The organism is Wolbachia endosymbiont (group B) of Ablattaria laevigata, from assembly GCF_964277395.1.
Classification (GTDB): domain Bacteria; phylum Pseudomonadota; class Alphaproteobacteria; order Rickettsiales; family Anaplasmataceae; genus Wolbachia.
In genome coordinates, this window is the sequence record NZ_OZ195519.1 from 764,973 (window position 1) to 790,451 (window position 25,479).

The 25,479-nt window shown below is 33.7% G+C and carries 20 protein-coding genes and 1 pseudogene; 7 read left to right on the forward strand and 14 right to left on the reverse strand.

What is annotated here, in order from left to right:
• Window positions 1-15 precede the first annotated feature (15 nt).
• From ACICP1_RS03580 to ACICP1_RS03595, 4 genes and pseudogenes are all read left to right on the forward strand, one after another.
• Window positions 16-1,136, forward strand: a pseudogene (locus tag ACICP1_RS03580) (IS256 family transposase).
• A 302-nt stretch (window positions 1,137-1,438) separates the two neighbouring features.
• Complete coding sequence (locus ACICP1_RS03585) at window positions 1,439-1,852, forward strand: hypothetical protein (protein ID WP_264377900.1); 414 nt, start codon at window positions 1,439-1,441, stop codon at window positions 1,850-1,852.
• Between the two features lie 175 nt (window positions 1,853-2,027).
• The gene (locus ACICP1_RS03590; protein WP_264374754.1) at window positions 2,028-2,561 is read left to right on the forward strand and encodes an HK97 family phage prohead protease; all 534 of its coding nucleotides are present in this window, start codon (window positions 2,028-2,030) and stop codon (window positions 2,559-2,561) included.
• Between the two features lie 101 nt (window positions 2,562-2,662).
• A complete protein-coding gene (locus ACICP1_RS03595; protein WP_395461092.1) occupies window positions 2,663-4,774 on the forward strand; it encodes a hypothetical protein in 2,112 nt (703 codons plus the stop codon).
• Here the strand turns inward: ACICP1_RS03595 and ACICP1_RS03600 are convergent.
• Both ACICP1_RS03600 and typA read right to left on the reverse strand, forming a co-directional pair.
• Window positions 4,767-5,993: a CCA tRNA nucleotidyltransferase gene (locus ACICP1_RS03600; protein WP_395461093.1), complete on the reverse strand. Its 1,227-nt coding sequence runs from the start codon at window positions 5,991-5,993 to the stop codon at window positions 4,767-4,769. The two genes, ACICP1_RS03595 and ACICP1_RS03600, sit on opposite strands and share 8 nt — an antisense overlap.
• Before the next feature lie 333 nt (window positions 5,994-6,326).
• Complete coding sequence (gene typA / locus ACICP1_RS03605; protein WP_395461094.1) at window positions 6,327-8,156, reverse strand: translational GTPase TypA; 1,830 nt, start codon at window positions 8,154-8,156, stop codon at window positions 6,327-6,329.
• Window positions 8,157-8,378: 222 nt separating this feature from the next.
• On the opposite strand from typA, the gene gltX reads away from it, so the two are divergent.
• Window positions 8,379-9,728 carry a glutamate--tRNA ligase gene (gene gltX / locus ACICP1_RS03610; RefSeq protein ID WP_064085301.1) on the forward strand — a complete coding sequence of 450 codons (1,350 nt, stop codon included), beginning with the start codon at window positions 8,379-8,381 and terminating at the stop codon, window positions 9,726-9,728.
• On the opposite strand, the gene ACICP1_RS03615 is transcribed toward gltX, so the two are convergent.
• From ACICP1_RS03615 to ACICP1_RS03640, 6 genes are all read right to left on the reverse strand, one after another.
• Window positions 9,689-9,904 (reverse strand): hypothetical protein, encoded by a 216-nt coding sequence (locus ACICP1_RS03615; protein ID WP_395461095.1) that lies wholly within the window; start codon window positions 9,902-9,904, stop codon window positions 9,689-9,691. The two genes, gltX and ACICP1_RS03615, sit on opposite strands and share 40 nt — an antisense overlap.
• 31 nt (window positions 9,905-9,935) lie before the next feature.
• Complete coding sequence (gene holA, locus ACICP1_RS03620; protein WP_007302689.1) at window positions 9,936-10,955, reverse strand: DNA polymerase III subunit delta; 1,020 nt, start codon at window positions 10,953-10,955, stop codon at window positions 9,936-9,938.
• 5 nt (window positions 10,956-10,960) lie between these two features.
• The gene (locus tag ACICP1_RS03625; protein WP_015588477.1) at window positions 10,961-11,143 is read right to left on the reverse strand and encodes a hypothetical protein; all 183 of its coding nucleotides are present in this window, start codon (window positions 11,141-11,143) and stop codon (window positions 10,961-10,963) included.
• A gap of 114 nt (window positions 11,144-11,257) precedes the next feature.
• Complete coding sequence (locus tag ACICP1_RS03630; RefSeq protein ID WP_007302687.1) at window positions 11,258-12,067, reverse strand: metal ABC transporter permease; 810 nt, start codon at window positions 12,065-12,067, stop codon at window positions 11,258-11,260.
• Window positions 12,061-12,408 carry an Mth938-like domain-containing protein gene (locus ACICP1_RS03635; protein WP_017532635.1) on the reverse strand — a complete coding sequence of 116 codons (348 nt, stop codon included), beginning with the start codon at window positions 12,406-12,408 and terminating at the stop codon, window positions 12,061-12,063. Before ACICP1_RS03635 ends, ACICP1_RS03630 begins: the two co-directional genes overlap by 7 nt.
• 3 nt (window positions 12,409-12,411) lie before the next feature.
• Entirely contained in the window at window positions 12,412-13,278 is an 867-nt protein-coding gene (locus ACICP1_RS03640) for a 4-(cytidine 5'-diphospho)-2-C-methyl-D-erythritol kinase (protein ID WP_395461096.1), read from the reverse strand.
• Between the two features lie 74 nt (window positions 13,279-13,352).
• On the opposite strand from ACICP1_RS03640, the gene ACICP1_RS03645 reads away from it, so the two are divergent.
• Window positions 13,353-16,622, forward strand: a complete 3,270-nt coding sequence (locus tag ACICP1_RS03645; protein ID WP_395461097.1) for a UvrD-helicase domain-containing protein — start codon at window positions 13,353-13,355, stop codon at window positions 16,620-16,622.
• A 59-nt stretch (window positions 16,623-16,681) separates the two neighbouring features.
• On the opposite strand, the gene ACICP1_RS03650 is transcribed toward ACICP1_RS03645, so the two are convergent.
• From ACICP1_RS03650 to dnaG, 6 genes are all read right to left on the reverse strand, one after another.
• Window positions 16,682-17,083 (reverse strand): cytochrome c-type biogenesis protein CcmH, encoded by a 402-nt coding sequence (locus tag ACICP1_RS03650; RefSeq protein WP_010401557.1) that lies wholly within the window; start codon window positions 17,081-17,083, stop codon window positions 16,682-16,684.
• The gene (locus ACICP1_RS03655; RefSeq protein ID WP_395461098.1) at window positions 17,067-18,080 is read right to left on the reverse strand and encodes a hypothetical protein; all 1,014 of its coding nucleotides are present in this window, start codon (window positions 18,078-18,080) and stop codon (window positions 17,067-17,069) included. Before ACICP1_RS03655 ends, ACICP1_RS03650 begins: the two co-directional genes overlap by 17 nt.
• 7 nt (window positions 18,081-18,087) lie before the next feature.
• A complete protein-coding gene (locus ACICP1_RS03660) occupies window positions 18,088-18,435 on the reverse strand; it encodes a ferredoxin family 2Fe-2S iron-sulfur cluster binding protein (protein WP_006013713.1) in 348 nt (115 codons plus the stop codon).
• 237 nt (window positions 18,436-18,672) lie between these two features.
• Entirely contained in the window at window positions 18,673-20,880 is a 2,208-nt protein-coding gene (locus ACICP1_RS03665) for a DnaJ domain-containing protein (protein WP_395461099.1), read from the reverse strand.
• Window positions 20,881-21,015: 135 nt separating this feature from the next.
• Entirely contained in the window at window positions 21,016-22,314 is a 1,299-nt protein-coding gene (locus tag ACICP1_RS03670; RefSeq protein ID WP_395461100.1) for a Na+/H+ antiporter NhaC family protein, read from the reverse strand.
• Window positions 22,315-22,412: 98 nt separating this feature from the next.
• Window positions 22,413-24,146: a DNA primase gene (gene dnaG / locus ACICP1_RS03675; protein WP_010401576.1), complete on the reverse strand. Its 1,734-nt coding sequence runs from the start codon at window positions 24,144-24,146 to the stop codon at window positions 22,413-22,415.
• A gap of 145 nt (window positions 24,147-24,291) precedes the next feature.
• Here dnaG and ubiG point away from each other — a divergent pair, with 145 nt between their 5' ends.
• Window positions 24,292-25,458: a bifunctional 2-polyprenyl-6-hydroxyphenol methylase/3-demethylubiquinol 3-O-methyltransferase UbiG gene (gene ubiG, locus ACICP1_RS03680; RefSeq protein WP_395461101.1), complete on the forward strand. Its 1,167-nt coding sequence runs from the start codon at window positions 24,292-24,294 to the stop codon at window positions 25,456-25,458.
• Window positions 25,459-25,479 lie beyond the last annotated feature (21 nt).

Consider the following 25,479-nt stretch of genomic DNA (forward strand, 5'->3'; position numbering starts at 1 on the left):
AATGGAGGTTTGACAATGAGTCAAGCAAACACAACTACCGGTTTGGTAGACTATAAAGAATTAGAAACAAATATCTTATCATCTATACGAGAAGGAAGACCATTGACAGGAAGAGATGGAGCATTAACACCATTTATAAAAAAACTGCTAGAGGGAAGGCGAGATAGAAAACCATTTGTCGGCTGAAAGCAAAGAAAACAAACGAAGAAATTCAAAGACTTTACGGACAAGTATTTGAACTATTGACACCAAGAGATAGAGAAGGAAGTTTCGAGCCACAAGTAGTCAGAAAAAGGCAAACAAACCGAACTTGAAGCAAAGGTTTTAAGTACATATGCCAGTGGCATGGGATATAGCATCGCATGTAGAAGAAATATAAAATATCTGCAGCAGAGATATCAAGTATTACTGACAAATTGTTACCGGTAATCAACGAATGGCGCAGTCGTCCGCTGCAATCTGTATATCCAATAGTGTTCATGGTTTTTTAAGGTCAAGGAGGACGGGCATTGTGTAAGCAAATGTATGTATAACATATTAGCAAAATGGCAGAAAAGAAGTTTTGGGTTTTTATTTGGCTGAAAGTGAAGTTCTGGTTGGGAGTACTAAATGACCTAAAGGAGAGAGGAGTAGATGATATTCTGATAGCTTGTGTTAAAAAGCTTTCCTACAGCTATAAATAGCGTATTTCCTAAAGCAGAAATGTATAGTACATCAGATAAGAAATTCACTGAAATATGTATCGAGCAAAAGTTTTCATGAATGATTTGAAAAAAACATATCAAGTAGAGAAATAGCCGAGAATTATTTACTTGAACTGGAGGAAAAATGGGGAGAAAAATATACTTTAGTTTTGGGAGAATAATTGGGAAAATCTGTCTAGTTATTTTAAATATTCCGGCCCTGTAAGAAAGTTAATTTATACCACAAATCCTATTGAAGGGTTACATAGACAGATCAGAAAATTTACTAAAACTAAGGGCTCATTTACTAGCACAAATGCCTTGTATGAATAGGTATATTGTGCTATAAAGAAGGCAGGAGAGAAATGGACTATGCCTATACATGATTGGGCTTTTACTATCTCTCAACTTGATATCTTTTTTCCTGGTAGGTTAAAAATCGAGTTGAACTAAAAATGCGATTTGACACAGTTTATTTAACACTCCCGAAAATGCTACCACTGAACAACAAAATATTCAAGGACAGAGCATATAGCTACTTTTACCGTTATCCCAGTGTTGTAAAACTGGGGTAACACCTTCCACTACGCAAATCACCTACAAAACACAATCTTTTTATTCCCCCAAACAATTAGTTGTGAATTTAAGCAATCATATTAATATAGTAAATATTTACTTAATATACTAGTATTTACCTTGACTAAACAATTATAGTGCTGTATGATTTGTACTTAAGCTTTAATAGTGAGGTGTTGATGGACACACAAGAATTAGAAAACTTACAGAAAAGTTCATCAACAAAATCCCAAGATGCTGAGGAGAAAACATCAGAAGAGTTGGAAAGAAATTTAAACCTGAATGAAGCCAATAATAAAGGTCTAAGAGAAGTTGAGTTGAGAAGACAGAGAGTAGCTGAAACAAGTAAACTGGTTGGATCAATGATTGGAGCATTCTTAGGCACAATGATATATTCTAAAATCTATCAAGAATACGAGGGAGAAACATGGACAGAGTCATTAATGAATGGTTTTATAGCCGCTGTTTCTTTGGGATTTGGCTTCCTTCTAGGAAAAATAATTAATCCTACAAATGAAGCTGTTTCTACAAATCTGGAAAACGCTGCTGTTGAACAACCCAATGTGCAACAAACCCTACCCTTATGTATATAAAATGACAAATTTTATAACTAAAAAAGTACTTCCCCATTTTCAAAGCACTGCATACAATAGAATTATATTGTAGTGCCTTATACTCATCCTGAGATATAGGAAAACAATCTATACAACATTTTAAGCTGGCTCAGAGCGCTGGCAAACCCAATACCATAATTTACAAGGAGGACTTATGAATAAGAAATTTCTCTATTCACCATTATCAATAAAAAGCATAGAAGAAAACGGAGTATTTTCTGGCTATGCGAGCGTTTTTAATATAGTTGATAAGCAAAATGATCTGATATTACCCGGAGCATTTAAGAACAACTTAAATAAAAGTCAGATAAAACTTCTTTGGCAGCACAACCCAAGTGAGCCTATAGGTAATATTACAGATATTTGCGAAAATGATGTTGGCCTATATATAACTGCACATTTGCTTTTTGGTATTCAAAAAGCAGAGGAAGCATATTTAATGCTAAAAACTGGAACTATTAACGGGCTTTCGATTGGCTATATACCGATAGAGTATGATGTTGATCATGAAAGCGGAGCTCGAGTGTTAAAACAAGTGGAGCTATGGGAAGTTAGTTTAGTCACTTTCCCTGCAAATTTGTCAGCTCAGGTAATCAATGTGAAGAATCATTACAATGAACAAGAAATGTTAGCAAGAGCAATAGAAAAAGCAAATTCTGTGCTTACGAACATGTGTATTTCTACTTAAAATCTATAAAAATTTTCACACAATTTAACATTTATATTATTATTTATTTAATAATTATATTAATATATATAACTTCAATACTTTAAAAATTAGGTAATTTTATGGTAAATACTAAAAATAAGATTAATGACGAACCTAGTATTAAACAAAAGGAAAAAAAATATAGCTTATCCACTGTGCTTGCTTGGCTATATCTAAAAACAATCGGACGAATATTGCCAGGGAGATGGAATAAATGGGCAGAGAATATCCTACACCACAATAAAGTTATTTTGAATAATGGAGTTCAAACTGATGCTCCCGAAGTAGTAGATCAAAGTGTTCAAATTTCTGAAGTTGTAGCACAAGAGGTCCAAAGTAAAATAATTAGTGAAGGTAAAACTACATTTAAAGATACAGAAATTCAGACTGAATTTGTTGAGACAGAGGATAAGAATGAAAAATTAAAGGAGCAACTGGAAGGTGTAAGTCAGGCACTCGAAGCATTTATTGGGCTCTGTAATAATCAAGCACAGCAGATTGGAAGCTTACAATCAGGAAATGATTTCTTAGGAGAGAAAAATAGAGAGTTAAAGTCTAAACTTGCAGAACTTGAAAAGAGTTATAAAGAATTAGCAGAAGTTGCACGAAAAAGAGGAGAAGAATTTTTAGTACAGTTGAAGAAAAAGTCTGAAGAGATATTACATTTGCAGAAAGAATTAATTGAGCGCAATAAAGAATTTGCAAATAAAATAGAAACGCTCTCAGTAAAGGTAGAAGAAAAAGACGCGAAAATAGGCATTTTAACGCAATTAAATAAAGCATTAGAACAAAAGGAAATGGAGAATAAAAAGAACGAACAACAGCAAATTATAATTGAAGAAGAGAAAAGAATAAGGGAAAAAGATAATTTAATAAATTCATTTCGTGAAAATAAAGATATAAATGAAACTGTGAGGAAAGATAATGAAAGCCTAAGAGAGCAAAACACAGATTTAGAAAGTAAAGCTATTGAGTGGAAAAACAAATATGATACTAAAATAAAGGAATTAAAAAATCAACTTGAGGAGAAACAAGCAGAATTAGAACAAGCTAAGGAAAAAGATGCTGAATTAGAGGATCTTAGAAAAAAATTGAAAAGTACTCAGCAACAATTAGAGAAAGACAAAAGTGATTGGGAAGGTAAACTAAATGCTGCTGAAATAAAGAAAAAAGACTTGGAAAGTGAAGTGAACAAATTACAAGAAAAAGTACAGACATTAGAAGAAAGTAAAGAGTGGGAATCAGCTGGAACAGAAAATCAAGCGAAAGCTGATACTACAAAACTAGAGGAAGAAAAAAAAGGTCTGTTAGCTGAAAAGGGAAATTTGTCAATTGTGAAAGAACAGTCACAAAAACAACTACTGTTAAATAATCAAGAGTTACTGAAATTGAAAAAAGAGAAGAGAAATGTTGATACAGAGTCAGAAGGTATGAATAAAAAAACTAAAGAACAAGCAAAAGCTAAAGCGCTAGATACAGCGTCTGTTACAAAATCAACTACCAAATCAACTCTTTCAAAATTGCAGAATCTTCCTAACAAGATTTTTAGAGATAAGAGCCTCGATAACTTTTTATCTGATAAAAATAAAGAGTTGAAAAAAGGTTTTCCTGAATTTAAAGAAAAACACTTTTGCCATAACGTGCTTAAGAAAACTATACAATCTCTACCATATCAAAATGGTTATAAATTTAAAAGTGATAAGTTACTTGCACTGTTGGAAGAGAATTTGGTTCAATCTGGAAGAGCGATCATAGAAACTAATGTTAACAAAGTTGTTACAGAAGTTGGTAAAAAACATTCCATTAAAAATGGAGATTTTGTTAAAAATTGTGTAAACAAGTTGTATTTAAATGAAGAAGATAGTAAAGCAATACTAAATTCTTTCACAGTTTTTTTGGCTAACAGAAATGATAGCAATAATGATTCATGCACAAAATTTGTTGTGCAGAAGTTAACAAAAGCTCAAATGGAACTTTTTTCAATTAATATTCAAGTACTAGAACTAGCATCAAGCATACGAGATACATTTTTATCCCCAAATCAGGGAATGTGTAATCAGACTCAAGGAGGAGTAAACGAGTATCAATTAACAAAGAAAGCTAAAGAAAAATACAAATTAACACCTAATCCTTCCATGAGTCACACTAATAGCACTCCGGTAAGTGTGAAGCAAGAAGCAATGTCTAGATAAAACTTTTAGCATAAAGTATCAGCTCCTCCTTTGTTAAAGTGTAGGAGCTGTCTTCCCAATGTTGTCGTAGCAATTCCAAGTTTCTACCTAAACTTTTCCCTGGTTGATGACCTATAGTTATTAAATCATCACCAGATAAAGGAAATTTTGGAATGTTAAACATCTTAGCAAATGAAATATACTCATCAACATTTATTTCAGACTCAATACCACAAATCTTCATTAAGTCACAATATAATTCCTTACCAAATAAAGATATGTATTTCTTTTGCTCTTTTTCTGAAAGCTCTGTTTTGATATTGTTTGATAATAAAAATAATATTTTTTTCTTTTGCTTATTTGAAAGACGTAAAAACTTGCTCACTTCTTCCCCAAGACTAACTCTATCTTCAGCAGTCCTAATAAGCAACGCTAATTTTGTTAGTGCATCGATTGTGGGATCTAGGAAAGGCGTATGGCCATACGCTGAGGGTTTTGTAGGAGGTTTAGTGTTGATAAGAAGTGGTGAAGATAAAATTTCGCATTTTACTTCTTTTGGAATAATTTTTTGTAAAACATCAGATTTTTGCATGCTCTTAAGTGTTGGAGCAGGATCATTGCATTCCAAGAGTTTAAATATTTCTTCTCTTATTCTCTCTCCAGAGAGGTTTTGAATCATGTGCGAATGCTTTTTGCACACATCCAATATTTCATCACTTAAATCTCCTATGCATATTTTAGCGTGAAAACGAAACGCTCTTAAAATACGTAGATAGTCTTCCTTAATCCTATCTTCAGCGTTACCTATAAAGTTTAACTTTCGTGCTTTTAAGTCCTGAATGCCACCAAAGTAGTCGTATATATGGCCATATTTGTCTGCATAAAGAGCATTAAACGTAAAGTCGCGCCTTGAAGCATCAGCTTGCCAATCATTAGTAAATTCTACCTTCGCATGTCTACCGTCACACTTTACATCATGCCTTAGCGTTGTAATCTCAAAGGATCTTTTATTTAAAATCGCAGTAATAGTTCCATGTTTTAAGCCAGTTGGAATAGTTTTTATATTACGGAGTTTTAACGCTTTAACTGCTTGATTAGGCAGCAGATTAGTAGCAAGATCGATGTCGTGAATGTCACGCTGTAAAATTGAATCTCTAACACATCCACCAACAAGCCTTGCCTCACCACCAAATTTCTCTATGGCCTCAATAATTACACTAGTTTCGTGATCAATTTGCATTTAGGTTACACATACTGAAAATCATGTTACAAAAAATGCGAAACTTTTGCAAAAATCCTCATATAAAAATATATAGGCAGGAGAGTGGTAAAATAAGAGGGTAAAGTGATAGAGTAAGTCTACAACAAATCCAGTGCCTAGAAACTTATAAGTATAAAAGTAATGTTAAAATACAATGTTTTCGATGATTATAAAAAAGCTGGATGAGCCACTTGCATGACACCTTTGTAGCCTTCTCTTGTCATCCCAGTACCTGCTCAAGTAACTGACACTGGTTCCCTTTATGATGGTGTTATCCGAGTAGCTCATCCAGCTTTTTATCAGGAACGTTGATTACTCTTTATTCTTCGCCCTTCCTGCACGTTTACGTTCATTTGGATCGAGGAACTTCTTACGCAAACGTATAGATTTTGGAGTTACTTCTACCAATTCATCATCGTCTATATATGCTATCATATCCTCCAGTGTCATTATTTTTGGTGGAGTAAGCTTTATAGCTTCATCGCTACCTGAAGCTCTTACGTTTGTTAATTGCTTACCTTTAAGTACATTTATTTCTAAATCATTGTCACGACTATGCTGACCGACAATCATACCACAATATACCTTATCTTGTGGCTTAACAAACATAATTCCCCTATCTTGCAGATTGAAAATTGCATACGCTACTGCTTCGCCTTTGTCTGTTGAAATTAAAACCCCATTACGCCTTCCGGAAATTGAACCTTTATGTGGAGCATAACTGTGAAATAAACGGTTGATTATACCAGTGCCGCGAGAATCAGTTAAAAATTTTCCTTGATAGCCAATTAATCCCCTTGATGGCACTAAAAATGTCAACCTAGTTCTGCCACTACCAGAAGGTCTCATATCAGTTACTTCACCTTTTCGAAAGCTAAGTTTTTCCATGATGATTCCACTATACTCATCATCTACATCAATTACTACTTCCTCTATAGGTTCAAGTTTTTTGCCATCTTCTTCTTTAAACAGCACTCGAGGCCGTGAAACTGAAAGTTCAAAACCTTCCCTTCTCATATTTTCAATCAGTACCCCAAGCTGCAACTCACCACGTCCACCTACTTCAAATGCTTCACCACTTGGAGCCAAAGTTACAGTAATTGCAACGTTTGTTTCTGCTTCTGCATATAAACGATCTTTTATAACAGTTGAGGTAAGTTTTGTTCCCTCTTGCCCAGCAAAAGGTGAGTCATTAACGCTTATAGTAATCGCCATTGTTGGCGGGTCAACTGGAGTTGAGCTGATCGCAGTTGTAACTTCTGGTGCTGCTATAGTGTCTGAAACTGAAGCTTTCTCAAGTCCTGCAATGGCAATGATATCACCAGCTACAGCTTGCTCTACTGGAACGCGTTTTAAGCCAGAAAATGAGAGTAACTTAGTTAATCTCCCTCGCTCAACCACTTGACCATCAAGATCAATTACCTTAAGATCTGAGTTAACTTGCGCGATTCCTTGGTAAATCTTTCCTGTCAATATTCTGCCAAGAAATTTATCAGATTCAAGTAAAGTAACTAGCATAGCAAAAGGTGCATTTTGATCATAAACGGAAGGTTTTATGTAATCTATCACCGTTGAAAATAATGGGCTTAAATCTTTTCTCTCATCAGATAGCTCCTTAGCACACCAACCATTTCTACCTGAAGCATAGAGTACTGGAAAATCTAGTTGCTCGTTGGTTGCATCAAGGTTAAAAAATAACTCATATATTTCATTTAGTACTTCATCAATTCTGCTGTCTGGTCGATCAACCTTATTGATTATCACAATCGGTTTTAAATTTGCCTTTAGTGCCTTTGACAACACAAACTTAGTCTGTGGCATTGGACCTTCTGCAGCATCAACCAGTAGTAATACACCATCTGCCATGCAGAGCACCCTTTCCACTTCTCCACCAAAATCCGCATGTCCTGGTGTATCAATGATATTGATTTTCTCATCACCCCACATTATTGACGTACATTTTGCAAGTATTGTAATCCCACGTTCGCGTTCTTGATCACCACTATCCATCACTCGTTCTTGAACTTCTTGATTCTCACGAAACGTGCCACTTTGTTTTAACATGTTATCAAGTAAAGTAGTTTTTCCGTGGTCAACGTGTGCAATTATTGCAATATTGCGGATTGATTTAAATTCACTCATTTCTTATCATTTCAAATTTAATTTAATAACAAGTATACGTATAATATATTTAGAGTAAATAACTAAAGCCGTGCTTTCAGAGTATTTTAGGCAGATCATGGAACTCTAACAAAAAGGTTTCATGTTCGCTGTACTTTGTAGCAACTAACACCAAGACAAAGAAGAATCTTGCTTTAGCAGTACATTTATATAAAATTAAAATAAACTAAAGTAATCATTTAAATGCTAACAAGATTCGCTCCAAGCCCAACTGGCTACCTACATGTAGGAAACATACGCACTGCACTCATTTGTTGGATGTACACACGTAATCAAAATGGAAAATTTTTACTACGTTTTGATGATACTGATCTTGAGCGTTCAGATATCAAATATGTAGATAATATCATAGAAGACCTAAAATGGATTGGCATAAATTGGAATTCAAGTTTTAAACAATCAGAGCGTTTTGAGAGCTATAACGAGGTGTTCTTACAGTTAATGAAAGAAGGTCATATTTATGCATGTTATGAAACAAGAGAAGAATTAGACACTAAACGAAAATTGCAATTAAAACAAGGTCTTCCCCCTGTTTACGATAGAGGTGCGTTGCTTCTAACTGAGCAAGAGAAAATTCGTTATGAGCAAGAAGGACGAAAACCACATTTCAGATTTAAATTGAATAGAAACGAAATTGTAAAATGGAATGATGAAGTTAAAGGTGAAATAAATATTGCAACAATTCACATTAGCGATCCTGTGGTAAAAAGAGAAGATGGAATTTATACATACATGTTACCTTCTGTTGTTGATGATGTTGACTTTAATGTAACCCATGTTGTACGCGGGGAAGATCATGTAACTAATACCGCAGTTCAGATCCAAATTATTAAAGCATTAAAAGCGAAAATTCCTATATTTGCTCACCTTCCCCTACTACATTTTGATGATAGCAAGATATCGAAACGGAAAGGTGGGTTGGATATTAAGTCCATAAGAGAAGATGAGATTGAGCCAATGGCGCTAACTAGCTATTTAGCAAAACTTGGCACATCTGATCCGATAGAAGCTCATGTTGATATGCAGTCTTTAATTAACTCATTTGATATTAAAAAATTTAGCTCAGCATCTGCACAATTCAGCTTGAGTGAAATGTATAAGCTAAATAGCAAAGTGCTGCAACAAATGCCATTTGAAATGGTGCAAGATCGTTTAAGTCAAATTGGCTCAGAGTTTTGGTATTTTATAAGGAGTAATATAGAAAAGTTTTCTGAGGTGGCCAAATGGTGGAAAACATGCAAATTTGGTATAGAGCCTGTGGTTCTTAATAAAGAGTTTATAAAAATAGCGCTAAGTTCATTGCCTAAAGGTGATTGTAATGAAAACACATTATCAGAGTGGGTTAAAAATATTCGACAGACAGTTGATATAAAGGCAAAAGATCTATTTATGCAGTTGCGCCTCGCTTTAACAGGAACAGAAACAGGTCCAGAACTCGCTAAATTATTAATTTTTATCGGTAGAGAGAGCATTGTTGCAAGGTTAGAAGAAAATCATACAAAAGGTTTAAATGCACCGAATGTATTTGAATGACACCAATAAGCATTGTTCAGGAAATGTGAAAATATTAGATTTCTTGTCATTCCAGTTTCTGCTCCTGTCATTCCAGTGCTTGACACTGGAATCCATAATCTTGCCAAAACGTTGTATTTTAAAATAACTTCTACACATATCCCATATTTCTGGATCCCAGTGTCAGCTACTTTCATGACAACATTTAGTTGTTTTTTCTCGTCTACCTTATTTTACTACTCTGCTGAACGAATAACACCAATAGTTAATCTCATGCTGAAAGATCATTTTATGGTCCAAGTCAGTTCTTTTACAAGTCACTTCCAAGCTCATCAAATTTTCTAAGATCTTCTTAAGTTCTGAAAGTTGCAAACTTTTCAAATGAGATTTAAAACTCTGCAATTGTTTGAAGAACAATGGAGGACTCAGCTGGTCAATTGCAGCTTGTTCATTCATTCCATTTTGTATTAACAGCAAAACGCTTTCTAGCCGTAGAAAATAATTTGATATAATACGGATTAATGCTATCGGTGAAAAATTCTCTTGTAATATCAATACATCGGAAATTTTGATGAATTGTCCCATGTCTTTACTCACTATTGCAGAGCACAGATTATCAAGTGTAACATAATCATTGCCGGAGGTTGAAAAGCATAGATCTATATCAGCAAGTTTAAGATCTTTTCTTTTTCCTAGATATAAAACTAATTTTTCAAGCTCTGAATATATAGGCAGTTTGCTATGATTAAAATAAGACTGCAAGTGGTAGATTATCTCACTTGTGCACTCTATATCATTTTGTTTCAAGTAACTTGATATAATATCACAAAGATTACTACCGCTGTCCTTATAGCAGGTAATGACACCGAAAATTTTTGAGCTTTCCATATAACTTTTAGTTGTAGAACTATATGGAAGATCATTTGCTATCATTACTATATAATGATCGCCTATATTATGATCCAATATGTTTCTTAACTCTTTAGATATACTTCCACTGACATTTATCAGCTTAACTAACCTTTTTTTAGTAAACATCGAAATGTTTGCCAACTCGGAAAATAACAAGCCAGGCGACTTATTCACTACTGCAAAATCCATCACCTGAACTGAATACTCATTCAAGTTGGCAATTATTTCCTGTACAAAAATATCGACCTTACTATTGTCACTCCCATGAATTAATACACCACTTAAAGTATCGGGTTTCTCAAGGAATTTTTTAACTTTAGATGGCGTGATTCTCATGCCATCTATATTATATTATCACTACTTGGTGGTACATCATTTGATTGCACATCAGTTTCCAACAATTCTGAGCTTTCTTGATTTGCTGTATTCTGCATATCATCAGACACTTCTTTCTTTCCCGTAACATAATTATAAAAATTTTTTATAGGCTGTCCTATATATCTAGAAAAAAATCCTTCGGCCATATCTTTCACTCCACAAATTAACAATTAGCACATAAAAACAACGTAGCAAAAACTACTTTACGCTCAGATAGTTACACTCATTTGTTAATGAATTATGAACTTCCGAGACCAAAATTAAGTCGATCTACTTAACACCAATCTTATAAAATAAGCAATGATTAAATACACAGCTGCGATAAGTATAATTGCAGGTCCAGTTAATAAGTCAAAACTTGCAGATAATATCAAACCTGATACTCCAGAAATCACAGAAAAAACTGTTGCAACAATAATCATTTGCATTGGAGTTTTTGAAATGAGTCTTGCTGATGCAGCAGGTATTAACAAAAATGCAGCAATGAGTAATATTCCTATTAATTGAGCAGAAATTGCAATAAAGATAGCGAGTATAATCAAAAATTCTAGCCTAACAAAATTAACATGTACTTTCTCAACTGTTGCCAAATCTTGATTAATCGAAATCATCAGCCAATAGCGCCATCTAAATATTAATATCAAAGTAACTATTACGGAGGTTAGAAAAATTGATATTATATTACTTTGGTCAATCATTAATATGTCACCAAAAAGTGAGCTAATAATACTATTATTACCTGATGGAAGAAAAGACATAAGTATTAAACTCGATGATAAAACTACATTGGTAACTATGTTCAATATCGTATCAGCAGAGTATAATTTATTAAAATTAAGAGAAAGTAGTATAGCAAACATAATTGCAATGAGCATTATACTTACCGATGGGCTGATATTAAAGATCAAAGCAAGTGCAATACCAAGCAATGAAGAATGGGACAAACTATCACCTAAATACGATAACCTTTGCCATATCATAAATGACCCTAGAGCTCCTGTGACTAGGCTAATCATAATTACCGCAATTAGACTGTTTATAAAAAAACTCTGTGTAAATATCTCTAACATGCTATCAGATAACTGACAACAAATCTATCTTCAGATATTAAAACGTTATGGGTTCTGCATGCAGAACCCGTCGTCATAAATTCAAAATTTAAATTCTTTTGCTCCATAAGATAAGACTTCATTGAACAATCGCGTATCTTACCAGTACCTATTATCAAAATCTCTATTTCCTCTGTTAAAAAAGATTTAAAATACTCCTTGTTATTTATATCACTTTCTTTCAATTTAATCACCTTTTCAGGAAAAATTATAATTGAGCCATGATATTCTTGATTATTTACCCAAAATCTTTCTTCCCTGTAACCATCTATAAGATTTTTCTTCTTGGAAATTAAGGGCATAAATCAAACCATTAATTCCGTGTCGCACACCCACCATTCTGGATATTCCTTTTTGATATTTGCCGCTGCAGCTTTTGCACTTTCTTCACTATCAAACATTCCAAAACACCCTACACCACTACCTGACATACGAGAAAGTATAGAGCCTTCTTGTGACTCTAGTGTTGATATTACATTCTGAATTTCAGGTACAAGACTTATTGCTGCTTCTTGCAGGTCATTTTTTGTCTCTTTAAGAAGCTCTAACAAATTCTCCTCAGTTTTATCACTCCACTTAATTGGATTAGAGAAATCCTCTTTATACTTGGAAAATACTTCTGATGTATTCAAAAACTTTTTTTTTGGTTTCACAAGTACCAGACTTATGGGTAAAGAGCATTGTTTAATGGGACATAATTCCTCACCAACACCTCTAACAAAAACTGGCTTACTATCTACACTTGCAGGCACATCAGCACCAACGCTTAAAGCTATATCATTTAAAATTTGCCTATCAATGTTCCAAAGCTCTCCCAGCATGCGTATCACAGCTCCAGCATCTGAGGAACCACTACCAAATCCCGCAGCAATTGGTACATTTTTTACAACCTTCACAGTGACTTTAGTGCTTACAGGAGCATGCCTAAGCAGTAGACTCAATGCTTTCGTTATAGTATTATATCGATAGTTTATTTTAAACTCAGAGTTTACAAATTGAACTGTAGAGTTATCATATCTAAAGTTTTTTTCTCCTACTTTTATCTCTAAAAAATTAGAAAGTTTAGCAAAGACAACCAAACTTTCAATTAAATGATACCCTCTTTCTTCTCTATTTATAATATGTAAAAAAAGATTGATCTTTGCAGGAGCCTTTACACAAAAACTTTCCATCTGTATATCTTCACTAACACTATCTTATTTACTATACTTGAAATGCCACTTCAGTCAAACTTTATACACTCCTAATGAGATCAAATACCATAAATCCTAACTTCTCTGTATGGGTAAGTGCATCAGCTGGTACAGGTAAAACAAAGATCTTAATAGACAGAGTATTAAGACTTCTATTAGAGAATAAGAGAAATATTCTCTGCTTAACATTTACCAATGCTGCAGCAAATGAAATGGAGGATCGCATTTACAGTACACTTAGTAAGTGGGCAATATGTCCAGAGGGTATATTGGTCACAGATTTAGAACAATTAGCCCAGTGTGTGACCAGAGAAAATAAAGATTATTTAACAAGAGCAAGAAGGCTTTTTTCTGAACTGGAAAATATTGGTCTTAATATTCAAACTATACACGCCTTTTGTTACAAATTAATCTCCAGCTTTCCTACAGAAGCTGGTATCGCTCCAAATTGTACGTTGAGCGAATGTAAAGAATTGCATTCCATCGTATTTGAAAAAACGCTTCATAATGAAACTGTGCAGGACGATATAAATATCATTGCAGCTGAAATTGATGAAAACAAGCTGAGTGATTTACTCTATACCTTATGTATAAAGAGATCAGGTCTAGAAAATAATTTAGGGTATATCAAAGATAAACTAAGTGCCCCAGATAAGATTCACGATTTACAGAGTGAAACGATTGAGCAGATAAAAAGATTAGCTAAAATATTAAGTGAGGGCAGCAAAAGAGATCAGAGTTACAGTGCGATACTTTATGATTGGTGTAATAGCACAAAATCGTCCGTACCAAATGTTGTCATCCCAGTGCTTGACACTGGGATCCAGAAAAAAAGAAATATGGATCCCAGTGTCAAGCACTGGGATGACAACAAGATAGAGAACTTAGCTAAAGTATTTCTCAAATCAGAATCGTACGAAAAAAAGAGCATATCATCCATTATAACAAAGGGTGCTTTGGAAAAATTTGAAGACGTAGAGCAAATGATAGAAAGCATTCAAAATGCATTGTTTACCCATGTAAAGGATATAAATTCTTATCAAATATTCGCAAGAACCAGTAGTTTACTTAGTATATTTAAAGTATATGTTGATCTATATAATAGTGAAAAATCAAAGAATGCACTGCTTGATTATGATGATATCATCAATTTAGCAACAAATCTCCTTAGCAATCCAGGCTATAAAGATTGGATATTGTTTAATCTAGATCAAAAAATAGACCACATTCTTGTTGACGAGGCACAAGACAATAGTATCAGTCAATGGAAAATTATAACAAATCTCTGCAATGAATTTTTTACCGGTGGTGACGAAAAGAGAACTTTATTCGTTGTTGGAGATGTAAAACAATCAATTTACAGATTTCAAGGAGCAAATCCCCATCTATTTAATTACATGCAGCAATATTTTCACACGAAAACCGGTGGCAGAGATTGGGTATCATGTCAACTTGAAAAGTCATTTCGCTCAACTCCAGAAGTTTTGATGCTTGTAGACAGAATATTTAACAATTTTCGTGAAGAAATATCTTTCAATGATAACAAGATAAAACATATTCCATATAGAGAAAACGATCAAGGGTACATTGAAATCTGGCCGTTACTGCCAAGGTATAAAGAGGAAGAGCAGCAAGCCTTACAAATTCATTTAATACAGAGGAAAGATTATGTAGTAACAGATCGATTACTTGCTCAGGCAATAGCCCAAAGAATTCACAATTGGTTAAACGAAGGGCGGATTTTAGTCGCCAAAGATCGTCATATAGAACCAAGGGATATTATGATTTTGGTACGGCAGCGAAATGTGTTAGTTGATTACATAATAAGTGAACTAAAAAAAGTAAATGTACCAGTTATAGGCCGAGATTATTTTAGAATTATGGATTACATAGCTGTGCAGGACTTAATAGCTTTAGCTGAATTTTTGCTCCTCCAGGCAAATGATCTTGCTCTTGCAAATGTTTTAAAATCACCGCTATTTAACTTCACTGAGGATGATTTATTCAATATTGCATACGATCGTAAAGAACAGTCGTTGTGGGAAAAACTTCAAGATTATCAGGAGATTATCTCTAATGAATTAAACTATCTAATTAATTTATCTCAGACAGAATCCCCCCTTACACTATTCACGCATATATTGCGCACAGGCAAGAAGAAATTTGCTGCAAGGCTAGGTCTTGAGTGCTTCGAGATTCTAGACGAATTTATGAACCTCGTATTGCAATTTGAGCACCCATCTCTTCAAGCATTTGTTCAGTGGATCAAAGAAAATAATCCTGAGATTAAAAACGATATGCAATCAGAACTCAATGCTGTACGAATAATGACAATTCATAAATCAAAAGGTCTACAAGCTCCAATAGTGTTTTTAGTTGACACAAATACAGTACCAAGAAACAGCGAAAATATTTTGTTTGATGCAACGGAAGCACCATTTTGGTGTGGCAAAAATAGTAATGCTTATTGTAATCAAGTAAAAAGAGAGAAAAAACTAGAGGATTATAACGAATATTTGCGTTTGCTGTACGTGGCACTTACGCGTGCTGAAGATGAGTTATACATTTTAGGCAAAGAGCCAGTGCAAAAGGGCTCTTGGTATGATCTAGTTATTCAATATGGAGCATTATATGAGAGGAAAAAACTATACTTACAGCCGATATTTAAAGAAAAAGTTGAAGTGCTATGCATGAATGCAAACTACCCTTCTATTTATAAAAAACGTGATTATTTTGATGTTCCAGTGATTTCACCTCCATCAAACCTATCAATGTCATTGCAGCACGTAACGCTGGAACCTGGAGAAAAAAAGCCAGTGTCAAGCACTGGGATGACAGATGAGAATGCTGGAATGACAAAAAGGAGCATTGGGACGACAGACAGCTATGCAAGAGGCTTAATAATTCACAGTATATTGCAATATATGCCCAAGATAGAGAAAGACAGGAGAAAAAATTGGGTTAGGAAATATCTTGATAGCATAAACACTAGTGAAGATAAGGATGAAATTTACAGCAAAATATTAACCTTTAATGAAAAATATGATTACCTGTTCGACTTGGAGGGCAAATCAGAAATTCCACTTAGTGGAACAATTGACGGAAAACCAGTATTAGTGCGGCTAGACAGACTGTGTATAACAGAAGACAAAGCAATCATAATTGACTATAAATCACACCATAACGTTTCTATTTCCTCATCAAATGAAATAAAAAAGCAAATGTTGATCTATAAAACCTTAGTGCAAGAAGTCTACCCAGATAAGCAGGTAGAGTGCGTGGTTATTTGGATGGAAGATTTAACCTTACAATCTTTGATCTAAACTCAAATGTTCGTATAGTAGCTACTTGCATTTGTTGTAAACTCACTTTTACTCTATAGTTATCTTTTTACTACTTTATCTATTTTCTGAACTGATTTTCGTATTAGAAAACATCCAATAAGAAGAATTATAAAAGGAATAAACCATAAAATGTAGGTACTAGATTTTACAGGTGGTACAATGATAATTGAATCTCCATAAGAATTTTTTAACTCTGAAACTATTTGCTCGTTAGTATATCCATCACTGATCTTCTTGCGAATTGTCTTACGCATACCATATGCAACTTGAGACTCAGATTCGGATAATAATTCACCAGAGCATACTGGACACTTTATTACTGCAAATAAGCTACTTGCTCGCTCTTCCATGCTTTCGTCTCTTAGTTTATCATCCAAAGTAAAAGCATTTATGCTTAAATGGAATATCAATGTAAAAAGTAAGCTAATTACTATTCTCATTCTTGGTGAATTGAGTGATAAAATCAGTAGTGGATAATTTTCCAATAAAGCCTGAACCTACATTATTGTCGTACTTTATTGAAAATTGAATGTCGTTATCAGTGATTTTTTCTGATAAGGAAGATATTGATTTTTCCAATTTATCTGCAGTCTTTGAATCATTAGTCACAAACGAAATTAATTCTTTATAATTTGATATGGCTACATTGATTTTATCTTCAAATGAAGATGTAACTAAATTGTAATTACTTACTCCACCATTCGCGGCAATAGAAAAGTTATTACTCTCAATCAAAAATTTTTCTATGTTGAAATTAATCTTAGAAGCTGAAATATGGTTTACAAATTCATAATCTAATTTAGCGTCGACACCAAGGTAATTTTCAGGACTTGCAGTATGTTTATAACGGTAAGTATAAAAATCAAATTCTAGTTTAGTATTTTCATTCAGTTCTTTATCAAAGTGAAATTGAATGTAATTACTTTTATCATTCACTTCAGTTATAACACTTTGCTGATTTTCTAAAACATCACATTTTAATCCATAATCTTCGTAACGAAATGTATCTATATAGTCTATTACAGTGCTATTTCTGTTGAATTTTAATGAAGATAGTAAATCATTTAGTTTAACAACAAAGTGGCTACTCACGTGTGTGTGACACTTTATATTCTTTTTCTCATCACTACGGACAGCAATGTTTACTTTATTGCTTGGTATATAGATATATACTGACTTATCAAATAATCTGTTTTTTATCATTAAAGCTTCAGATGAAACAGTTAATTGCTCATTAGAAAATTTTGGATTCGTTACACGAAAAACTAGGTTAAAAGGAAATCCCTTAAAATCATGTGAAATATCAACTTTTTCGTCATTAATGTAATCAGTTAAAAGACTTTTTACCTTAAATGCAGAAAAATACCAAAAACCACTATACGCTAGAGGAATAAACAAAGGTAAGGAGATGAGAATATAGATAAAAATTTTACGCATTATCCTCTTATTTATCTAATGATATATTTCTTGTACCTCTGGGCACGGTTACGCACAAACCGTCAATATCTTTTGTGATTTTTATTTGACATCCAAGCCTCGATGTCTCTGTTAAACCGAAAGCTAGATCCAGCATGTCATTTTCCTCATCAGATATAGGATTATGTGTTTCTACAACATCATAAAATTTTGGATCAACAATCACATGGCATGTAGAGCAAGCAAGAGAACCTTCACATGCACCTTCAAGCAGATCTGGATCACTTCTATGGGCTAAATTAAGAAGAGTTTCTCCCTCTGCAGCTTCATAACTTTTCTTACTTCCATCAGGTAAAATAAAAGTAACGGATGGCATACTATTAAAATCTCTACTAATTTCTCTATATTCTACAAATAATAACTAATATTTGCAAACTCTTTGTAATTCCATTGCCTATCTCTTGTCATCTATATTCCTATCAAGAAAGTAAGATAGATACCACCAGCATCTCACAGAGTTGCAAGTATAGAATTTTCTTAGTTTTAGATTTTACTAAATATATTACTGAATTAACATTATTAAACTTGATCTGCCATTTCTTCTGATCTTAAGTTATAATTTTACTAATGCCATTTGATTAATTGCAACTTCAGCATTGCTATCTTTCAATAAATTTGCAGGACTATTACAATGGTATATGATTGCAGCAACAACAAGACAACAAACTCCAATTCCTATCCCTAACGCTAACATTCCTGAGTAAACTGCAATAGCTACTTCTAAAGCAACTCCTACTACTGCTAACGTAGAAGCAACTATGATAGAAGTATTACGACACTTAATACGAAGCTCATTTAGTTTATCTAATGCAGTAGTACCATCTTTATATTTTAGCTCTCTTAGTACATCTTTATTTTCACATTTGTTAAGCAACTTCCAAGCATAACTTAACCTTGACGCTTGACCATAAAACCCCTTCTCAACATATTCAACCAAGAGATCAAACGGAGTTTCACCTTGGTCATTTTTAACATAAAATCTCGCACCTGCACTCACAAGTGATTCAACTTTGCAAAGCATTGACTTATCGGAGTGCAACTTTCTTAAAGCATGATGTAGAGCTGTATCCCCACTTTCATCTTGATAGTCAATTTTATTTTTATGTAAAAAGCAATCAAAAATCTTTTCATGAAAATCCCATTCAACAATTTTATTTAAAGCATAACTTGAAATCCGTATGTTACTTTCTAGCAGAAGATCTAGAGCTCCTTTATGATTACAATCAACAACAATATTTACTAATGTACCTAACTTACTAGTACCATTTAGATCTTCCAGTTTATCTTTATGTTCGCTAAGTAACCTCACAACTAAATCTAGCCGTTGCAGTGGACTACGTGAGTCACGACAAATAAAGTCATAAGTTCCATCAGCATTTCTCTCAGAACTATGCCTATCATAAAAATGCATTCTGACATAGTCAACCAAGAGATCAAATGGAGTTTCACCTTCACGATTTTTAACACCAAGCCTTGCACCTTTACTAAGAAGGAATTTGGCAAAATTTGTCCATTCATAATCTTTATAATGAATACTTTTTAATATACAATGTAAGGCTGTGTTACCGTCTTCATCACCTAAATATGCAATATGTATGTTATTTTTGGTCAAGAGATTAAAAATTTCTTTGTGATGCTTACTAGCAGCAAGTTTGACCAGCTTATTCAATGCAGAAGTACCTTGTAGTTTCTTCAGCTCATCAATTTTACAACAACTAAGCAACGCTGAAACATTATTCAATCTTTTTATTTGTGCTTGAGGACAGAAAGATTTCTCAGCATAGTTAAGTAAGAGATCAAATGGAGTTTCACCTTTGTCACTTTTAACATCGAGCCTTGCACCGTTGCTAAGAAGTGACTCGACAAGAATTTGGTATTTCGATTCATTCCTATCAAGCCATTTTAATGCATGATGTAAAGCTGTTTTTCCTTCTTCATCTTTATACCTGACATCCATTTCATTAATGTATTTATTAAAAAGGAAATCTAAAATCTTTTCAGAGCAACATTTAGCAGTAATACCCAAATAAGAATTTAGTGATACTTTGGTTCCTTCTCCATCTAAGAGCTTAAAAATTTCTACATGATCATACGCAACAGCAATTTGTGCTAGAGATGTAATGTCATCAGTAGCAATTATAGCTTCTCTCATTATAGAGCTACAATATTTAAAGTTGCCTGACTTGATCTCTTTGGCCAACTTAATACAAGTCAAGAAATAGGATAGTCTTTTTTCTAATTCATTAATCTCTTCAGTTTTATCTATTCCGTTTTTTTGCTTTTTAATCTCTTTTACTTTCTGATGATACGTATCAGTTATTTCGTCAAGAATTCTAGATTGCCTTAATATTACATTGATTTCAGATGTAGATTCGTGCAAGTCAGACATGTCTTTGAGTATTTTACTTATCTTTTTATAAAAGTCACTCTCCTCTTCCCATGTAGGTTCCGTCTCAAAAGTTTGTTGATTAGGATCCTCTCCTCTATCGTACTGGCTTTTTTTTGTTTGGTCAGATAACACTGTGTATGCTGCTGATATTTCCTTGAATTTTGTCAATTTCTCTTTAAGTTGAGCTCGTTCATTTTCTTCCGATTGTAGTAGCGTTCTGTTCTTCTTTTCTCGTTCTAGCTTATCTAAAGCTTTTACTTCCTTATGCAATTTATCTGTATGAAACTCACGTGCCAATTTGTAATATGCTTTTTTTATCTCACCATGAGTAGCATCTCTTTTTACTCCTAATATTTCATAATAATCAGGCATTTGTTTCTCCACTATTTTGATACATTTTTTATAACATTAGTAACACTATGTCTTTAAAAGAATTGGTACTATATAAGTATTTTAGCAAATATTATAATATTTATCAACAAATTGAGTGAAAATTTAAAGAGTTATTTATGGTAATTGAGGAGCTACAACCGCACGACGTCTGCCGTTAATAACTATTTCACCTATCGCAACTGCTGCAAAAACAAAACAATAATATACTTTTGTTAGTACGATGATAGGTGACAGAGAGGCAATGCTGCTTGCTAGTAATACGTGAGAACCATAAGGTAAGATACTTTTTGTGATAGAAGTAAATATCTCTAATAAGTACGCACTACGGTGTGGTGCAATGTTATATCTTTGCGCAAGCCTTTTCGCAATATTACTAGTTAATAAAATAGCAACAACATTGCTGGAAACTAAAATAGTAAACAAAGATGATATTCCTGCAATCATAAGTTCAGCTTGACTTCTTGTGAGATTCACCTCATCGGTGAATTTATCTATCTTTTTCTGACTGTATTCGTACATTAAGTGGCTTAATCCACTACTGAAGAGAATAAATATCATTACTTCATTCATCTTATAAAAACCCCTATATATGTCACGAGAATATTCAATAAGAGAATAATCAAAAAAAGCTATTCCTAATATCCCAGCAATAACCATATTAATAGCTAATGTTACCAGAGTGTTTATTTCAAATAAACCCATAATTATTAAAGATATATAAGGGATAATTTTGACTATGGATAAATAATTCAGACTTGAGATAGAAACAACTTCTGTACTATTTGAAATTATTACTAGATAAATAAGTATTATAAGACCTGTAACAGATCCTGTCTTGAAAGTGAGTTTTATTTTATCCTTTACTGAAGCTCCTTGTGAAGAAGTAGCAGCAATAGTAGTGTCAGATATCATTGAAAGGTTGCTGCCAAACATAGACCCACCTATCACAGCTCCAACGCCCACCGCACAATCAAAAGCTCCATTTTGTGCTAGATTCACAGCTATTGGTGTTATAAGTGCAATAACTCCGATTGATGTGCCTATTGCACTTGCAATAAACGCAGAAATTAAAAACATTCCAGGAAGTAATAATTGTGCTGGAAGAAAGCAAATAGTTAAGCTAGCAATAACATTTATACTACCAAGCGATTCAGTAACAGTAGAAAATGCCCCAGCAAGGAGAAAAATCAAACATACGGTAAGAGTAGTTTTATTACCCATACCTTTTATAAGAGTATCAATACTATGTTGAATTTTGTTTTTATTTAATAGAACAGCAAAAAATAATGCTGGTAATAAGCAAACTAACGGTGAAATGTGATGAAGAGGATTACCAAGTCCGATAAAAGAAAAATAAATACCACTTCCAAGGTATAAGGCTAGAAAGATAATAAGAGGAAGAAATGAAAACACTTATCGTAGTTGAACAAACCAGAAATATACTAGAATAAGCTATTTTAAGCAACTACTAATACAGTGTTTTTCTAATAATTTTGAACATCTTAAGCCATCTACTTTTGAATAAATTCCATTTGCATTTCTTGTATACTATCCTCTATTTGCTTTATTTGTTCTATTAGCCTTTCCTCTAAGTCAAAATTACCGCCCAGCCTTGCTTTAATTTTTTCTTCTTGTAATACATTTAATTCTTTCCGTAATACTATGTTATTCCAGACAGTTTCTGCCGATCTCTTCTCACTTAATTGACTATTTAGTACGCTAGTTTTTTCAAATATAAACTTTATAACACTAGACTCCTGTAGCAGAATTTCTTTATTAAAGTTGCTCTCATTAGTTACCATATTAATTACGCACTGTTGTAATTTTTTCATCTCATTAGTAAATTCGAAATGAGAAAATTGCTCAAAAAATATAGGACGGTTCAAGATTTCAGGAAATTCTACGGCTATACGCAAAATTATGGCCTGATTTTGCTCTGCTTCAATTAGCTCTGGAGATTTATTGTAAAGATACTCACCTTTTGTTGCTTTGCTATTAAAAATCAGCTTTTTAAAGTTTCTTCTTAATTCACTGACCTTATTGTAAAAATAATCTCTATAATACCTTCTAATACTGCTGTTACCGATAGCATTGACATATTTCATGAACTTGTGCTCAAGAATTGAATATTTTTCCGGAGCAAATTTTTCATAATTTTGCAAATTGCTACCAATTATGTGATGCCATAAATATTCAGAGTGCAGTTCTGTTGAGCGGTTAAAAGCGGATAGTACATCTTCCGTCTTATATTCTAGTTCATTGCATATATCGTATGGGTCCTTGTTGCTTGGCAAAGTCACGAACTTCAATGTGTATCCAGGCTCCAGTATCGGCAGAACAAGTTCTGCAATTCGAATAGCAGCATGACATCCAGGACTATCGCCATCCATACAGATAGAAATTTCTTTAGCAAGTTTCCAAAGATTTTTTATCTGCTCTGCAGAAATTGCGGTACCAAGCGGAGCAACTGTATTGCTAATTCCCGCTTGATGTAGTGCTATTACATCCATATATCCTTCAACAACAAATAGATGCTGTTTTTTGCGTATTTCACTCAAAGCAAAGTTTAATCCATATAAATTTTCTCTTTTCTTAAAGAGCTGACTCTCTGGGCTGTTTAAATACTTCGGCTGTTGCTCAGAGTTCAGCGCACGTCCGCCAAAACCAATAACTTTGCCCGTGATGTTGTGTATAGGAAATATCAGCCGATCATAGAAATAATCACGAGAATTCTTATTTATTAACCCAACATCGATCAAAATCTCGTCTTTAATACCAGAGGAGTTCAAATATTCCTTCAAGCCAGAACTTGGTGCATAACCTATCTTAAATTTATCTATGATTTTGAGTGAGATTTTGCGCTGCCTTAAATAAGCCATAACACCTCGATTTTTCTGCGCGAACCAACTTGCAGCTAAATTCAGTGCTGAAAACAGTTTGTCATTTTCTTTAGCAAAGCTGAGGTTTTTGGGTAACTCAACACCTGCAACAGATGCCAATTTTTCCAACGCTTCCTTAAAACTTAAGCCCTCAGTTTGTGAAATAAATTCAAACGCATCACCATGAGCTGAGCAACCGAAACAGTAATATAAGCCCTTAACATTGCTGACCGAAAAAGATGGAGTTTTTTCGTTATGAAATGGGCAGAGTCCAACAAAACTATCTCCTCTTTTTATTAACCTAACTTTTTTTCCTACTATGTCGGACAACAATAATTTTGACTTTATAATATCTATATGATCCATTTTACCGAATGAGTAGTGGTAGGATAAAAATTATATAGAATTTATGCATATCTGACTCGAAATTTATTCAGAAAGATCAGGAGAGCTTGACAAAAAGCTCAAAATAAATTACCCATATAAATACCCTTAAGTTGCAATTTCTTATATGTCAGATGTGATATCAGTTGCTTCAGACCACGCAGGTTATGAACTAAAATCAGAAATAAAGGCTTACTTGGAAACTTTAGATTATACAGTGATAGACCGTGGCTGCACTGCTGAACAAAAGAGTGTAGACTACCCTGACTATGCTGCTGAAGTTGTAGAAGATATAACAAACAAAAAAGCAAATTATGGAATATTAATTTGCGGTACAGGTTTGGGCATGAGTACTGTGGCAAATCGTTTTGAAGGAATCTACGCTGCTTTATGTAATAGTGTTGAGATCGCAAAATTAGCTCGCGAGCATGGCAACGCGAATATACTTTGTCTTGGTGCAGGGTTTACTGCGAGTGGATTAGCAAAAGACATAGTCAAACAATTCCTCGAAACAGAATTTTCAAAAGAAAGTAGACATAAAGAACGCCTTGATAAACTTAGCAATATTAGCAAGAAAAAAACCACAAAAACTTATAACGAAGATGAAATATCAAAATTCGCTAAAATAGCAGGTGAATGGTGGAATGAGAATGGCAAATTCAAGCCATTGCACATGATGAATCCTGTGAGAGTATCATACATCGTTGAGAAAATAAAAGAATTAAAAAAATGCGATTTAAAAGAACTATCATTGCTCGATGTTGGTTGTGGTGGTGGCATTTTGTCAGAGTCAATGGCGCGTATTGGTATTAGCGTTGCGGGAATAGATGTATGTGAGGAAAACATAAAAGTGGCACAGTCGCATGCGAAGAAAGTAGGGTTAAATATAGAATACACACACACTAGCATTGAAGAGCTAAGCAATGACAAGAAGTATGACGTGGTTTTGTTGATGGAAGTGGTTGAACATGTCAATAATTTAGAGTTTTTCATGAAAAAAGCAATAGAGCTGTTGAAGCCAGAAGGGCTAATTTTTATATCGACGATAAATAGAACTATTAAATCCTTCTGTCTTGCAATAGTCGGCGCAGAGTACATATTAAACTGGCTGCCAAAAGGCACACATAATTGGAATAAATTTCTCAAGCCATCAGAAATTGCAAATCATCTAAGGGAAAACAATGTAACACTACAAGATATGACTGGTATGGAATATAATGTAATAAAGCGTGAATGGAACTTGACCAAAGGTGTGGATGTTAATTATATACTTTGTGGAAACGTTGTAATTTGAAATCTCATTCAAGTACTAGAA